The sequence below is a fragment of the Lacunimicrobium album genome (assembly GCF_052161635.1).
Lineage (GTDB): Bacteria > Planctomycetota > Planctomycetia > Planctomycetales > Planctomycetaceae > SXPC01.
In genome coordinates, this window is sequence record NZ_CP197413.1 from 4,556,404 (window position 1) to 4,570,291 (window position 13,888).

The following is a 13,888-nucleotide window of genomic DNA, read 5'->3' on the forward strand; positions in this document are numbered from 1 at the left end:
ATGATCGAAGGTGCGATCAAATGGGCTTGGACGTTGCTCTTCCGGCGTGATCGCTGGCCTGCCAAAGCTGTTACGTGATCAGCTGTTACGTCGATCTCGTGAGGGGATTCCCTCTAGTCGAATCGGGTTATTTTTACCGTCTGTATCAACTTGACCGGATTAGGTCAGTCACTCTTGATATTTGCCAGGCAGAAACTTTTGAGGCAGAAAACCTACTCGCTTTTTGTGCTATTGATTTTCTCAATCACTTCTTTTTGCACGATCAGTTCTACCTGATCCGCCGCTCGATTCTGTGCCTTTAGACATCTCAATCAAGTCCCTTTTTGAGGTCACGTCGTATGGTACACTATCAATATCACGCGCTCATTGCTGATGACGACGCTGTCAGTCGTCTGCAACTTACGAGGGCTCTGATTAAACTTGGATTTCGCTGCGATCACGCCAAAGACGGCCTGAATGCCATCAAGATGATGGTGAAACGTCCCTATGACCTTGCAGTGGTCGACCTGTGTCTGCGTTTGAAAAACGGGCACCAGGTCTGCGTCGAAGCGCTTGGTCACGCCAATTGCCCGACTGTCCTGGCTGTCCATACGCCAGTGACAGACGGGAGACTGAAAAAGGATCTCGAACTTCGCGGGATCGACCAGTATCACACCAAGCCCTGCGATATCGGTCAGCTGGCGTTGACACTCCGAGATGCCATCGTGGCCAGGCAACTGGAGGAAAAGACATTCTCGGAAGAGGACGACGAGAATCTCCAAGTCGGTGCTCGCCATAAAGTCGTCATCCTGATGGGGCATGCAGAAACCGCGATCGACTGGGCCCTCGCCATCCAGAAGTATCCCATCGAGACAATTGTCGTCGACAGTACGGATGAACTCGCTCAGGTGGCATCCTCTGAGCGGATCGATCTGGTCATCATTGACGAAGAACTGACGGGCTTCTTGAAAGGCCATCAGGTCATCGAGCAATTGCACGCCCGCATGATCTCCGTTCCGGCGTTCCTGTGTTTTGATTCGTGTGAGGACCAGCTCTCCCGACGTCAAAAGTCGCCCGGCGTCGAACAATACATTTCCTCTGCCAGTTCGCCAGAAGCCGTCGGCCAGCGAGTCAGCCAGTTTCTCAGTCAGTTGTCCTATCGACGTCTGCATATTGACGAATCAGCCCGACGCCTCGTGACCGAATTTGTGAATGTTCCCCCGGTCTCGACGACGCTGACGGAAATTTCGAGTTATGCGAATCTTCCTCCCGATGAGATTGATCTTGAACGTCTGACGCAACTGATCGAAGTTGATCCTCGCTTAACGTCCGAACTGATCAAATACGCCAATTCCTCGCAGTTTGGCACTTCGGGCTCGATCAAGAATGTTCGGTCCGTCGTCAGCTTTCTGGGCGGAAGACGCACGATTGCAATGTGTTTGACCCTCGGCCTGCGAACGGTCAACTCCGAACTGATGAAGTCATGGGGAAGAGACTTCCGACAGTGGTATTACAAGCGCACAAACCTGATCGCCTGTGTCGCAGAAGCGCTCGCCAAGCGGATGGAGAATGTTCCTCCGGAGACGGCCTTCCTGCTCGCCATTCTGCAAGAGGTCGGCATCCTCGTCTTCGCACAGCACTACGGCGCGACTTACTTCTCACGCGTCGTCGAACGGGTACGTCGTTGCCCGACGCTCCGATTCCCCGCTTCCGAGCAACTCGTGACCAACACCGACCACGGTCAGGTGTCTGCAGCCGTCCTCCAGGCCTGGAAATTCCCGTTCTCACTCGTGCAACCCGTCCATGCTCATCATCAACCGGAACTTGATCACGAGCTCTCGACGATGGCCCGAGGATTTGTCCGATGTATGAGAATCGCGGAAGCCTTCGCGGAAACGATGGATTTCCCGGCTCTTCAGCGAGTGAAAATACTCAATCAAACCATCGCCCGAGAGTTTCCCGCCGGCAAGGACGAGATCGCGGACATCTTCCGGGAAGCGATCGAGAAAGCCACCATGATTCAGGCCATGCTGGGCTCTGCGGAAATCGATGTCGACGAACTCAAGTCAGCTCTGGAAACGATCAGCCGCATGGGCCAGACCGCCGAGCATGAGCCTGTCGATGTCATCGAGGATGACCGAGAGTTGATCGCCACCTGATGCGGATTGTCGGGCAGGGAGTGGTTGCGGATGAAGTACTGACATGCCGGTGTGCCTGACATTTCTCTTCACCACTTTTCAGACAGCGCCACGCTAGAATGTTCGAATTGGTCGTCGTTGCTACTGACGCGGGCGTTCCGTAACGGGTATGATAAGGGTAACTCCCTGAGAAGATGTTGTCTTCGAGGAGGTAAGGATCGTGCTCGTCCTTATGTCGACTGATCGGGCGAGTTTCCCGTAGTACGAATCTTTCTAGCGATGCGTATCACGGTGAGAATGCTCATTCTTCTGCCATGAAATTTCGAAAGGTTTCGCATGCGTTTTCTGCTGCCTTTGCTGGGCATTCTGATGTCCGGCCTGCTTGTTTCACCTGTTGTCGCGAATGGTCCGTTTGTTTCTGTCACCACCCCTCAAGAGACTTCTGACGCGAAAGCGGCTCCCCCGACGGAGCCTCAGGCTGCCGAACCAAAAACCGCCGAAGAGGCGATTCAAAAAGCCAATGATCTGGCGCGCGAGAAAATGCCAGAAGGCTTATCTGACGAAGAGAAGCAGCAGTACTATCGTGACAAGTTTGTAAAGGTCCTGGCATTAAACGAACTCGCCCTCACTTTGAATCCAGAACCTGAACTCAGACGCAAGGCGATGGTTCAGCAATTCTCGATTCTCGCCATGCTGGCCAACCTGGAAGTCGAAGGAATGGCCGAACGACGCGACCAGTTCATGGAAACCGCCGCTGAAGATCAAGATGAGCAAATCGCTGTCTTCGCCAAGTCGATGCGATTTTCCGGACGTCTGCAAGGCCTTCGCGAACTCAGTCCTGAAGAGCGAACCGAGCAGTTGACCGCAATGAAAAGCGAATTGCTCGCCGCCAAGCCAAGTGCTGCCACTCTCAATCAAGTCAAACAATACTTGATGGTCGGAACCCGAGGCATGGAGACCGCCCAGGCTGTCAACGAATACAAGGAATTCAGTGCTCACTTTGCGACTTCAGAAGATGAGAGTCTGCGCAAAGACGCTGAAGCGCTGGAAGCGACCGTCCGCAGACTGACGCTGCCAGGCAATGCCATTGAAGTCACTGGAAAAACCCTCGCGGGCGAAGACTTCAGCATGGGGTCTCTCCAAGGTAAAGTGGTTCTCGTCGACTTCTGGGCGACCTGGTGCGGTCCCTGCATCGCCGAGTTCCCTGAAATGAGAAAGCTCTATCAGACTTACAAGCCTCATGGTTTCGAAGTCGTTGGTATCAGCCTGGATGATGACAAGGAAAAACTGACCACGTTCATGGCCAAGCAGGATGTCCCCTGGATCGTCCTCTGGGATCCAAATTCAAAACGAGGCTGGGATAACCCAGTCGCCGTCAACTACGGGATCGACGCCATTCCCTGCATGATCCTGGTCAATAAAGAAGGCAAAGTTGTTTCCACCGACGCCCGCGGCAAGAAGCTGAAAGAGCTTTTGGCCGAGATGTACCCGGACGTGAAAATGATCGAAGAAGCTCCGACGGAAGACAAAGCAGAAGCAACTGCTCCCGTGACTCCGTAGTCCCGGCTCCTGGCTTGTTGATGGCAACGAGTCAAGGATCGCTTGATTTTGCTGTAGGCTGAAAGCGACGATGTTGCTTTCAGCCTATTGGCATTTTACGACGGCACGCTTTACACGACGACACACTGGGATTCGTAGTCATGAACCACGAAATACTCTGGGCACCTTGGCGAATGTCTTATCTAACGCAACCCAAAGCGGATGTGCCGAAGACCGACAAGCCGTCCTGTTTTTTCTGTGCATATCGCGATTCGACGGATGACGCAGGGAACTTCGTCGTCCTGCGTTCGAGTCATGCGTTTGTGATGCTGAATCGATATCCCTACAACAGCGGGCATTTGCTGGTGGCGCCGCTATCGCATATTGGAGACTTTTCCGAGTTGTCGACAGCTGAGCTCAATGACTGTCAGGCTCTTCTTCAAAAGCTCGTGACGGTGATGAAGCCTTTGATGAACTGCGACGGCTTTAATATCGGAATGAACCTGGGCAAAGCAGCGGGAGCAGGAGTGCCAGGCCATCTGCATTGGCACCTGGTGCCGCGCTGGAGCGGGGATCACAACTTCCTGCCGGTGACTTCGGGAACGCATGTGATTAATCAGTCGCTGGAAGATTTTTATCAGCAGCTGATGAAGGTGATCGCGTAGGGCGGTTGCTGCAACCGCCAATCAGAGTGGATGACGCAGCCGACCCGAGATGCGCTCCCTTTCGGTCGCGGCTCTGTTGAGAGGTCTACTGAAATTCGTAGAAGATCGCTGTACGCTACTTGAAAGTTCAATGGGCCCAGACTACGTTGGCTTGAAGATTGAGCTGCTTACGTTTGCTAACTTTTTGCAGGATGCGATATGCCCCCCAAGATCCTCTCCGGCGACATCTACGATTACCCGAAATACTACGACCTGATCTTCGGCAGCGACTGGCGCGAAGAGTACGACTTCCTCAAGAAGGTCTTCGACAAGCATTCCGACCGTCCGGTCAAACGCCTGTTCGAGCCAGCCTGCGGCACGGGCCGGTTCTTTGATAAGTTCGCAGCCGATGGTTACGAAATCGCCGGCCTGGATCTGAATGATCGCGCCGTCAACTTCTGCAATGAGCGTCTGAAACGCAAAGGCTTTCCGGAGTCGGCCTACGTCGGCGACATGACGAACTTCAAAGTGAAGAAGAAGTTCGACGCTGGCTTCAACATGATCAATTCGTTCCGTCACCTGTATCCAGAAGCGATGGCCGTCAAGCACATGGAGTGCATGGCGGAAGCTGTCTACAAAGGCGGGCTGTATGTCATGGGCCTGCACCTGAATCCGGAAGACTTCAACCTGGATGACTACGAAGTCGAAGAAGCCTGGTCTGCTCGTCGTGGCAATCTGTCGGTCAATACATCAATGTGGTCGATCAGCTACGACAAGAAGACCCGTCGCGAAGAGATCGGATTTGCTTACGACATTTACACCCCGACCGAGCACAAGCGAATCGAAGACACGCTGACCTTCATGTGCTATACCGCCAAGCAGTATCTCAGCCTGCTCAAGAAGGTCCCCCAGTGGGAACTGATCGAGACCTACGACTTCGCATACGACATTGATGACCCGATCAAAGTCAACAAAGAGACTCAAGACGTCGTCTATGTTCTCAAACGCGTGTAATGTTACGCTTTTGAGGTGAACTTGACCCGTCAGGTCATTGTCAGGGAGAATAGAACACGCGGACGCCGGCTTGGCGTCCGTCTTTCTAGATCGGAACCCTGATTCGTGAGCCTGCCGTCCAGTCTTTCTTCTGCTGATAGTTCCTTGGTTTCCGCTCCTGTCGCAGCCAGTCCCACAGACATGTCATCGCATCAGGCAGCGTTAAAATCTTCCAAAAAGCTCGTCAATCTCGGCATCATTTACGGATGCGCTGCTTACACGATCTGGGGACTGATCCCGCTTTTCTTCAAACTGCTGACCGGGATTGCTCCGCTCGATGTTCTGGCGCAACGGATCGTCTGGTCGGTGCCGCTGCTGTGGCTGCTGGTGCTCGGATTGGGAAAAGGCAAGCAGCTGCTCACCGCGTTCCGGTCGTGGAAGACCGTACGGAACCTCGTGATTTGTGCCGTGCTGCTGTCGACGAACTGGTACATCTTCCTGTACGCGACCTTCAACAATCAGATCATGCAGTCCAGCCTGGCTTATTTCATGCTGCCGCTGTTTAACGTCTTGCTGGGGATGTTATTCCTGCGAGAACGACTGCTGCCGTTTCAGATGTTCTGTGTCTCGCTGGCGGGCACTGGCGTTGCGATCATGGCGATCGCAGGGGGAGTCTTCCCATGGCTGGCGGTCTCGCTCGCCGTGACATTCGGCCTGTATGGTCTCGTTCACAAGCTGACGCCCGTCGACAGCGTCGTTGCCTTGACGATTGAGATGATGAGTATCCTGCCGGTCTCTCTGTGTTACCTGCTGATGTACAGTCCGACAATGACAGCAGACTACTGGAAGGCAAATCCCGGGATGATCGGACTGATCATGTTCAGCGGCGTGGTAACCTCGGTCCCGCTGCTGTTGTTCATCAACGCCACAAAGCTGGTCCGCTTCATTACCCTGGGAATGATGCAGTACATTGCCCCCACGATCCAGTTCCTGCTCGCCTGGCAGCTGTATCACGAGCCTTTCCAGTGGGAAAAGCAGATTGCGTTCAGCTTTATCTGGGTCAGCCTGATCATCTTCATGATCGGCTCTTACATGGCGACATCCAAAGCAGCGAAGGTCGCACCGATCAGTGCCTCCTGATCGCAACCGGTCGTGTCTGCAAAAACGCTTGTTTCGACGAGGGTTGATTGAATTTTCTGTCGCGGGCTTGATAATGAAGAGAACGTAAAGCTGCCTTTGATTCTGTCGTCAGTTCTGCCCTTGGGGTAGGATGACGACGTGGAATCTCTTGCTCCAAGTATCTTTGGGAGCGAGTTGGGCCTGCTGTTTGAAATCTCTGAAACACATCATCACGTCTTCCAACGCGATATCGCTTAGCGAGGCCTCGAATGCCCGTCACCGTCAAATGTGGAGAATGCGGCAAAGCGATCAACGCCCCGGATAAGGCTCGCGGCAAAGCCATCAAATGCCCCGACTGCGGCAGTAAAGTCGCCGTCCCTGAAGCGACCAAGAAACGAGAAAAGGTCGAAGCTGTTTCGACATCAGACAGCGCCGAATTCCTCGCCAATCTCGACCTCGGGAAAGTCGAAGACAGCGGCTACAACATCTGCCCCAGCTGCGGCGCCGACTTCCCGGAAGACGAAGAAGTCTGCCCGAACTGCAAATACGACCGAACGAACACTCAAGGGGTCAGCCGGACGTTGCAGAAGATGCAGGCTCCCAAAGGACCGGACAAGGGAATTTTTTATTCCCGCCTGTGGGCCGATTCGTTCGGGTTTGGATTCAGTCACCCGTACATGGTGATCTTTACGTTCTGCCTGTACATGATCTGCATCCCGCTCGCAGCGTACATGGGCTTTCTGTACTACATCATGCCCCGTTTCACGATGAAGATCCTGTTCGCATTCTTCGCGGTCGTGCTGCTGATCATTCCGATCGGCTGGGTCTGGAATTCCTTCGTCATGATCATTCACCGTACTCTGGAAAAGAAGAAGGCGATCGGGAAGTGGCGGTTCGACTTCGCGCTCGCTGCGGCGATGGGATTCAAATTCATTGGCTGGGCGATTGCGTTTTCGCTGCCGTTTCTGGTCGTCTTTGGTGGAATGGGATATCTGCTGCAACAGCAGGAAGTCTCGTTTGCGATGGCTGGTTCACTGGCGCTCGTCGTGCTGATCATCTTGCCGATGTTTCCTGCAGCCATGTCGCATATGGCGATGCCAGTCGAATACCGAGGCTGGATGCTGACCGCGATTCTGCCCGCGATGACAAAGACGATCGGCGGTGCGTTGATGTGGACACTGATGGTTCTCGTCATCTCGATTCCGACGATCGGCCTGAATGTCGGCGGCTATCTGATCAAGCAGAACGGGATTCAGGAGTTTATTGACGGTACCAAGATGAATCGCGGGATTCGTTTTGATCAGATGAAGGCGGAGGAAACGGATAAGAAAAATGGTCCACCACCTGAAGTCCGAGAGCGAGTGAAGCTGAACTGGAGTGTCTGGCTGATACCGCTCGGGATGTATGCAGGTGCCACCCTGTGGTATTCGTTTGCCTTGATCATCGCAGCTCGCGGCAATGGGATGTACACGTATTACTTCAAGAAAGAACTCAACCTCATCGACAAGAAGGGAGAGTTGAAGTATGTCGCGAAAGTTGCTGGTGAGAAACCGATTCTCACCTTAAAGCTGTCGACGCCTGCTCCCTTCGGCACGCGTTACATGGCCAAGCTGGTCGATATCGTGGTGCTGGCCCTGGTGGGGGGAGCAATTGTCGGGTTGATGTTGTTTATCGGCTCGATGACCGAGATGAAGACGGAATTGGCTCTCTACATCGCGCTGGGAGTCTGGGTGCTGGTTTACTTTATCTACAATGTGGCTGCCGAATCTGGTGACACCCAGGGAACCCCCGGCAAGACGATGATGAAGCTCTTTGTCTGCGACAAAGAAGGAAATCGGGCCTCTGGCGGGAAGATCTTCCTGCGAACTTTGGTCTTCCTCCTGCTCATGCCATTCGCCTGGATCACGATTTTTACCGATGCAGAGGGACGTGGTGTTCACGATATGATGGCCGGAACACTCGTGCGTCTTCAAAAACCGCGCAAGAAGCGCAAAAAGGAAGAATAATCACAGTCCCCGCTGAAATCGGATGAAATCAGCGGATGGTGATGTTCGACGACGCATCGTTTGCATAAGATAGATCGCTTGAGGACATCCCCCTTTTTCTTGAAAAAGGGGGATTCGTTTCGACTCATGTCGTGGAAACAACTTTCGTCATAACGAAAGTGAACTTCGAGTCCTCCGATGCCTGATTGTCGCCCACGCAGTTGACGCCCGATGCAGTTGAAGACCGACGAATGTCACCAAAAACAAGAGACCTGTTCGACGATTCCCGGATGAGCTTTGGTGAGCATCTCGAGGAACTCCGCTACCGCGTGATCCTGGCGTTGATCGGCCTGACGATCGGCACATCTCTCAGCCTGACATTTGGTGAACAGCTGGTGGGCATCATCCGTAGCCCCATCGATAAGGCTCTGGTTCGTTATGGTTACGGCAAATACCTAAACGATACTCAAAAACCGTTCGATCCCTGGACGTATTTCTGGGGCAGCACGGAAGAGCAGAAGACTCAGCCTCCGGTCATCGAAGGCGAGTCAAACGAAGAAAAAGAGAAGCAGGACGGCCAAGCGCAGTCCGTTGACGGTGTTGCAACTGACGGTGTAGCGACTGATAGTGTCTCACCTGACAGCATCACAGTTGACGGTGCCACAAGCGGGTCGATCGAGAAGCCACTGCCAGAAAGTCTGGCCAAGCTCGAAGGGAAGAATCTCGATCTAAGAATCCGCAAACAGGATCTGGCAGAACTCTTTCACCAGATCTCACCACAGACATTTCCCAAGCCTGCGGCTGGCCAGTTCGGTAATTCAGTCATCGGCCTTCAGGTGGAAGCCCGCGAGTTCGAAATGTGGCGTCAACTGGCCAGTAATGGGATGAAGCCGGTGACCTTCAACGTTCAGGAAGCCTTCATGACTTACCTGAAAGTCTCCCTGGCAGCCGGTTTTCTGATCTCCAGTCCCTGGATTTTCTATCAGCTCTGGATGTTCATCGCGGTCGGGCTGTATGAGCATGAGCGAAAATACTTGTACATTTATGGCACGCTTTCTCTGGTGCTCTTCCTGGCGGGAACGCTGTTTTGCTTCTTCCTCGTCTTCCCGCTCGTCCTCGACTTCTTCCTGAGCTTCAACACGACCCTGGAAGTCTTACCGATGATCCGCCTGTCGGATTGGATTACCTTTGCATTGCTGCTGCCGATCATGTTTGGAATCAGCTTCGAGCTGCCTGTCGTCATGCTGGCTCTCGAGCGTATGGGAATCTTTGAATCGAAGGCCTATCGCGAGAACCGCAAAATGTCGATCCTGGTGATCGCGTTCCTGTCGATGATCCTGACGCCGTCGGAACCGTATTCGATGCTGCTGATGATGATTCCGCTGGTGCTGCTGTATGAGTTCGGAATTTACATCTGCGAGATGGGCAAGCCGAAGGTTCCGGAAGAGGGGAACTTGATCGCGCAATAGAATAGTTGGACGCGATGATGTTCGTTCTATCGGGAGGGCGAGGCTCCGTCCGAGCCGCTACTTTGCATTGCGAAACAAGAGCATCGCGAGAGTACGCAGATGACATCGAATGTCTTGGATCTGCTGCACACGATTCAACATCGACGAACTGCCGAACCATAGCAGCGCACGACAGCGTCTCGAAAAGAGCCTCGCCCTCCCGGCTACAATTGCGAGTTGTTTCCATTTTACATCTCCTTGAGGATCACCCATGTCAGAGCCCGTCACGCTGAAAGTCGGCCAGAAAGCCCCTGCATTTACGCTCCCCGCCTTTCCGGAAGGAAAGATCAAGCTGTCGCAGTTCGCCGGCGAAAAGAACGTCATTCTGTACTTCTATCCGCGAGACAGCACCCCGGGATGCACGACTGAAGCCTGCGACTTTCGAGACAACATCGCCAGCCTGAACAAAGCCGACACAGTCGTCCTTGGCGTGAGTACCGATACTGTCGATTCGCACAAAAAGTTCGCCGAGAAGTTCGAACTCTCGTTCCCGCTCCTGGCGGATGAAGATCATGCCATCTGCGAAAAATACGGCGTGTGGAAAGAAAAGAATATGTACGGCAAGAAGTCGATGGGCGTCGAGCGAACCACGTTCCTGATCGGCAAAGACGGGAAGATTGCCGCCATCTGGCCCAAGGTGAAAGTCGAAGGCCACGTCGCCGCGGTCAAAGAGAAACTGGCGGAGCTGACGTAGAGACCGCTGACTATTGGGGAGGAGTTGTGCCATGCTTGCGGCTTTGAGCAAGCATGCTCCGGGCTGCCGGGAGCCTTTTTTGTTCATCGCGAGATTGACGAAAACATCAGCGACGGTAGACTGGTCAGACCACTCCGTCGCCTGCCTTTCGAAAGCCCTCCCCATGAAGCGCCACGCCTTTACGTTGATTGAGCTCCTGGTTGTGATTGCAATTATTGCGGTCCTCGTTGCGATTCTGCTTCCCGCAGTTCAACAGGCTCGCGAAGCAGCCCGACGAACATCATGTCGCAACAACATGAAACAACTCGGCCTGACGCTTCATAACTACCACGACACGCACTCTGTCTTTCCTGCCGGCTACTATTACGCTCCAGCCCCTGGAACTCCCCCCGTCGCCAATCGCCTGGGAGCCTCCTGGGGGGCCATGATTCTGCCATTCATCGAGCAGGCAGCCCTCTATGATCAGTTCAACTGGAGTCTGCCAATCTATGATGACGCCAACATCATCCCACGCGAAAAGCATCTGCAGTCGTTCCTGTGCCCCAGCGATACCGTCTCCCACGACAGCCACGTAAAAATGGGAACGACCCCAGAGAAGTATGCGATGGCAAGTTACGTCGCGAGCTTCGGAACACCCGATCTTGATGAAACTCAGGACCAGCGTCTGGGAATGTTCAGCCGAAACAGCCGAACGCGATTTGGCGATGTGACGGATGGCTTGTCAAACACCTTGCTTCTGGGCGAGCGAGAAAACGGCCCTTTCCGAAGTGCTGGCGTCCACGGCAATCACTTCGAGTATGAAACAACATGGGCCGGTGCCGTAAGAGACGCCGAAGAAGCAGATGACGATCACGGCCACATGGTCTTATTCCAGACCGGTCACACGCCGAACAATCCCAATAGCGATGATCGAGATGTCTCCGCCCCACACCGCGGCTATTCCAACTTCGGGTTAGGCGACGGCTCAGTCCGCGGCATTTCAGAGAGCATTGATTTCGGCTTGTATCAAGGACTGGGGACAATCTCCCGCAGCGAAGTCCTCGGCGAGTTCTGATTGTGACTTCAAATGAAAAAAGGACGAAGCATCTTGCGGTGCTTCGTCCTTTTTATTTGCTTTTCACAGAAGATGATTAATCTTCGCTGGGATCTTCGAGATAAGTGTAACCGTTCAGGCCGTCCTCATAGAACTTGATGAAGCGTCCCGCCTGCTGGTTGCTGATGCGGCCTTCTTTGACGGCGACTTCGATGCTGCCCTGGAGTCGGTCGACAAGGTCGCTGCGGTTGAACTGCACGTAATGCAGAACTTCGCTGACGGTGTCTCCGTTGACGATCGAATCGAGGACGACGTCACCATGTTCATCAAGGTCAATGTGAACAGCGTTGGTGTCGCCGAAGAGGTTGTGGAGGTCGCCCAGAATTTCCTGGTAAGCACCGATCAGGAAGGCTCCCAGGTAATAGTGTGAGCCGTCATAAGGATGCAGTTCGAGAGTTCGCTTGACGTCTCGACGGTCGATGAAGGCGTCGACCTTGCCATCTGAGTCGCAGGTGATGTCGCTCAGGACAGCGTGACGTGTTGGACGCTCGCCAAGGCGGTGAATCGGCATGATCGGGAACAGCTGGTTAATCGCCCAGCTATCCGGCATCGACTGGAACAGCGAGAAGTTACAGAAGTACGTCTCAGCCAGCATCCGGTCGAGCGTCTGAAGCTCCTCAGGAACGTAATCGATTTCCTTGAGATGCTTGCGAATCTTGTGGCACAGCGAGAAGTACAGGTTCTCTGCCTTAACTCGCTGCTCGAGAGGCAGGTAACCTGTCGTAAACAGGTTCATTGTCGTTTCAAGCGCCTGCTGGGCGTCGTGATACGTTTCGAGAACGTTTCGCGGAGTCGCTTCCTGATAGGCCATGAACAGATCGTGAAGCGGCTGTTCGTTATCTTCCGGAATCGACTGCGGGACCGCGATGTCATCCCCCTGGCTGGCCACGCCGAGGGTTCCGAAGATGAGCGCACTGTGGAAGGCTGCGATCGCCCGGCCGCTTTCCGAAATGATATTCGGATGCGGAATCTGCATTTCTTCGCAGACCTGCTGGACGTGATAGACGACGTCGTTGGCATACTCCTGCCACGTGTAGTTCATGCTCGATTCGAAGTTCGTCTGCGAGCCATCGTAGTCGACGCCCAGTCCGCCGCCGACATCGATGTATTCCAGGCCCGCGCCCTTCTTATAGAGGTCAGCGTAAACGCGAACCGCTTCGTTGATCGCCCCTTTGACCTGACGGATGTTGGTGATCTGACTGCCCAGGTGGAAGTGCAGCAGCTTGAAGCAATCCGCCATCCCGCGTGACTCGAGTTCCTGCATCCCCTGCAGAATCTCGCCGACCGTCAGTCCGAACTTCGAACGATAACCCCCCGAGGCCTGCCACCGCCCGGAGCCCTTGGCGGCGAGTTTGACCCGCATCCCGATCTGCGGACGTACGCCAATCTTCTCGGCGTACTTTAAGATGAGTTGCAGCTCGGTGTACTTCTCAACGACCGGAATGACGTTGCGCCCGATCTTCTGAGCCAGCAACGCCATCTCGATGAACTCGTCATCTTTGAAGCCGTTGCAGATGATCGGCATGCTGCGATCTGCAATCGCAATCACCGCCAGAAGCTCTGGCTTACTGCCTGCTTCCAGACCGAACCCGAACTCGCGGCCGTATTCAACGATCTTGTCAACGACGTGTCGCTGCTGGTTGACCTTGATCGGATAGACACAGGCGTATTTGCCTTTGTAATCATGGTCAGCGATCGCCTTAGCGAAGCAATCGTGGAGTTCTTTCAGGCGATCTTTGAGAATACCGTTGAAGCGAAGCAGGATCGGCAGATCCAGACCGCGAGCCTGCAGGCGGTCGATCAGTTCTTTCATGTCGATCTTACGATCGGGATTGCGGTCGGGATGACAGAGAAGATTGCCATTCTCACCGACGGAGAAATAGCCTTTGCCCCAGCGAGGGACGTCGTAAAGCTCAGCAGCATCGAACGTCGAAAACGAACGACTGTCATCAATCATCAAGGCATCTCCCTAACTCGCTTCTGAAGGCGAGCGGGGGGTATCAACCCCCTGTGTTTTCATTTCCAGACACGCGACGATCTCGAAAAACCGACGAACCGGCGAGTCTCGCGCGAACCGCATATTTTGCCAAGTTTCTGGCACAAGTGAAGACCGCAGGCAGCTGATTCACGCAGAATTCGCAAACGCCGGTCTTTCGTCATTCCAATAAAAAACCCCGAGTGTTCGCACTCGGGGTG

Annotated in this window: 10 protein-coding genes; 9 read left to right on the forward strand and 1 reads right to left on the reverse strand. The window is 54.0% G+C overall.

The window, feature by feature from the left end; genetic code table 11:
* Positions 1 to 338 precede the first annotated feature (338 nt).
* The 9 genes from SH248x_RS18350 (at position 339) to SH248x_RS18390 (ending at position 11,653) form a co-directional block, all read left to right on the forward strand.
* Complete coding sequence (locus SH248x_RS18350; RefSeq protein ID WP_459555762.1) at positions 339 to 2,138, forward strand: HDOD domain-containing protein; 1,800 nt, start codon at positions 339 to 341, stop codon at positions 2,136 to 2,138.
* Positions 2,139 to 2,453: 315 nt separating this feature from the next.
* Positions 2,454 to 3,677, forward strand: a complete 1,224-nt coding sequence (locus tag SH248x_RS18355; RefSeq protein WP_459555763.1) for a TlpA family protein disulfide reductase — start codon at positions 2,454 to 2,456, stop codon at positions 3,675 to 3,677.
* A gap of 140 nt (positions 3,678 to 3,817) precedes the next feature.
* On the forward strand, positions 3,818 to 4,321 hold the full coding sequence (locus SH248x_RS18360; protein ID WP_459555764.1) for an HIT family protein: 504 nt from the start codon (positions 3,818 to 3,820) through the stop codon (positions 4,319 to 4,321).
* A 198-nt stretch (positions 4,322 to 4,519) separates the two neighbouring features.
* Positions 4,520 to 5,314 carry a class I SAM-dependent methyltransferase gene (locus tag SH248x_RS18365; protein WP_459555765.1) on the forward strand — a complete coding sequence of 265 codons (795 nt, stop codon included), beginning with the start codon at positions 4,520 to 4,522 and terminating at the stop codon, positions 5,312 to 5,314.
* Positions 5,315 to 5,494: 180 nt separating this feature from the next.
* On the forward strand, positions 5,495 to 6,433 hold the full coding sequence (gene rarD / locus SH248x_RS18370) for an EamA family transporter (protein WP_459555766.1): 939 nt from the start codon (positions 5,495 to 5,497) through the stop codon (positions 6,431 to 6,433).
* A gap of 248 nt (positions 6,434 to 6,681) precedes the next feature.
* Positions 6,682 to 8,418, forward strand: a complete 1,737-nt coding sequence (locus tag SH248x_RS18375) for an RDD family protein (RefSeq protein ID WP_459555767.1) — start codon at positions 6,682 to 6,684, stop codon at positions 8,416 to 8,418.
* Between the two features lie 230 nt (positions 8,419 to 8,648).
* Entirely contained in the window at positions 8,649 to 9,866 is a 1,218-nt protein-coding gene (gene tatC / locus SH248x_RS18380) for a twin-arginine translocase subunit TatC (protein WP_459555768.1), read from the forward strand.
* Positions 9,867 to 10,116: 250 nt separating this feature from the next.
* Positions 10,117 to 10,599 (forward strand): peroxiredoxin, encoded by a 483-nt coding sequence (gene bcp / locus SH248x_RS18385; RefSeq protein WP_459555769.1) that lies wholly within the window; start codon positions 10,117 to 10,119, stop codon positions 10,597 to 10,599.
* A 31-nt stretch (positions 10,600 to 10,630) separates the two neighbouring features.
* Complete coding sequence (locus SH248x_RS18390; RefSeq protein WP_459555770.1) at positions 10,631 to 11,653, forward strand: DUF1559 family PulG-like putative transporter; 1,023 nt, start codon at positions 10,631 to 10,633, stop codon at positions 11,651 to 11,653.
* Between the two features lie 76 nt (positions 11,654 to 11,729).
* On the opposite strand, the gene speA is transcribed toward SH248x_RS18390, so the two are convergent.
* Positions 11,730 to 13,649 (reverse strand): arginine decarboxylase, encoded by a 1,920-nt coding sequence (speA, locus tag SH248x_RS18395; RefSeq protein WP_459555771.1) that lies wholly within the window; start codon positions 13,647 to 13,649, stop codon positions 11,730 to 11,732.
* Between the last annotated feature and the right edge of the window lie 239 nt (positions 13,650 to 13,888).

What these genes read in the sequence shown, in the direction of transcription:
- speA (WP_459555771.1), bottom strand. Translation starts at nt 13,649, where the DNA reads ATGATTGATGACAGTCGTTCGTTTTCGACGTTCGATGCTGCTGAGCTT.
- bcp (WP_459555769.1), top strand. Translation starts at nt 10,117, where the DNA reads ATGTCAGAGCCCGTCACGCTGAAAGTCGGCCAGAAAGCCCCTGCATTT.
- SH248x_RS18390 (WP_459555770.1), top strand. Translation starts at nt 10,631, where the DNA reads ATGCTTGCGGCTTTGAGCAAGCATGCTCCGGGCTGCCGGGAGCCTTTT.
- SH248x_RS18355 (WP_459555763.1), top strand. Translation starts at nt 2,454, where the DNA reads ATGCGTTTTCTGCTGCCTTTGCTGGGCATTCTGATGTCCGGCCTGCTT.
- tatC (WP_459555768.1), top strand. Translation starts at nt 8,649, where the DNA reads ATGTCACCAAAAACAAGAGACCTGTTCGACGATTCCCGGATGAGCTTT.
- rarD (WP_459555766.1), top strand. Translation starts at nt 5,495, where the DNA reads ATGTCATCGCATCAGGCAGCGTTAAAATCTTCCAAAAAGCTCGTCAAT.
- SH248x_RS18365 (WP_459555765.1), top strand. Translation starts at nt 4,520, where the DNA reads ATGCCCCCCAAGATCCTCTCCGGCGACATCTACGATTACCCGAAATAC.
- SH248x_RS18360 (WP_459555764.1), top strand. Translation starts at nt 3,818, where the DNA reads ATGAACCACGAAATACTCTGGGCACCTTGGCGAATGTCTTATCTAACG.
- SH248x_RS18350 (WP_459555762.1), top strand. Translation starts at nt 339, where the DNA reads ATGGTACACTATCAATATCACGCGCTCATTGCTGATGACGACGCTGTC.
- SH248x_RS18375 (WP_459555767.1), top strand. Translation starts at nt 6,682, where the DNA reads ATGCCCGTCACCGTCAAATGTGGAGAATGCGGCAAAGCGATCAACGCC.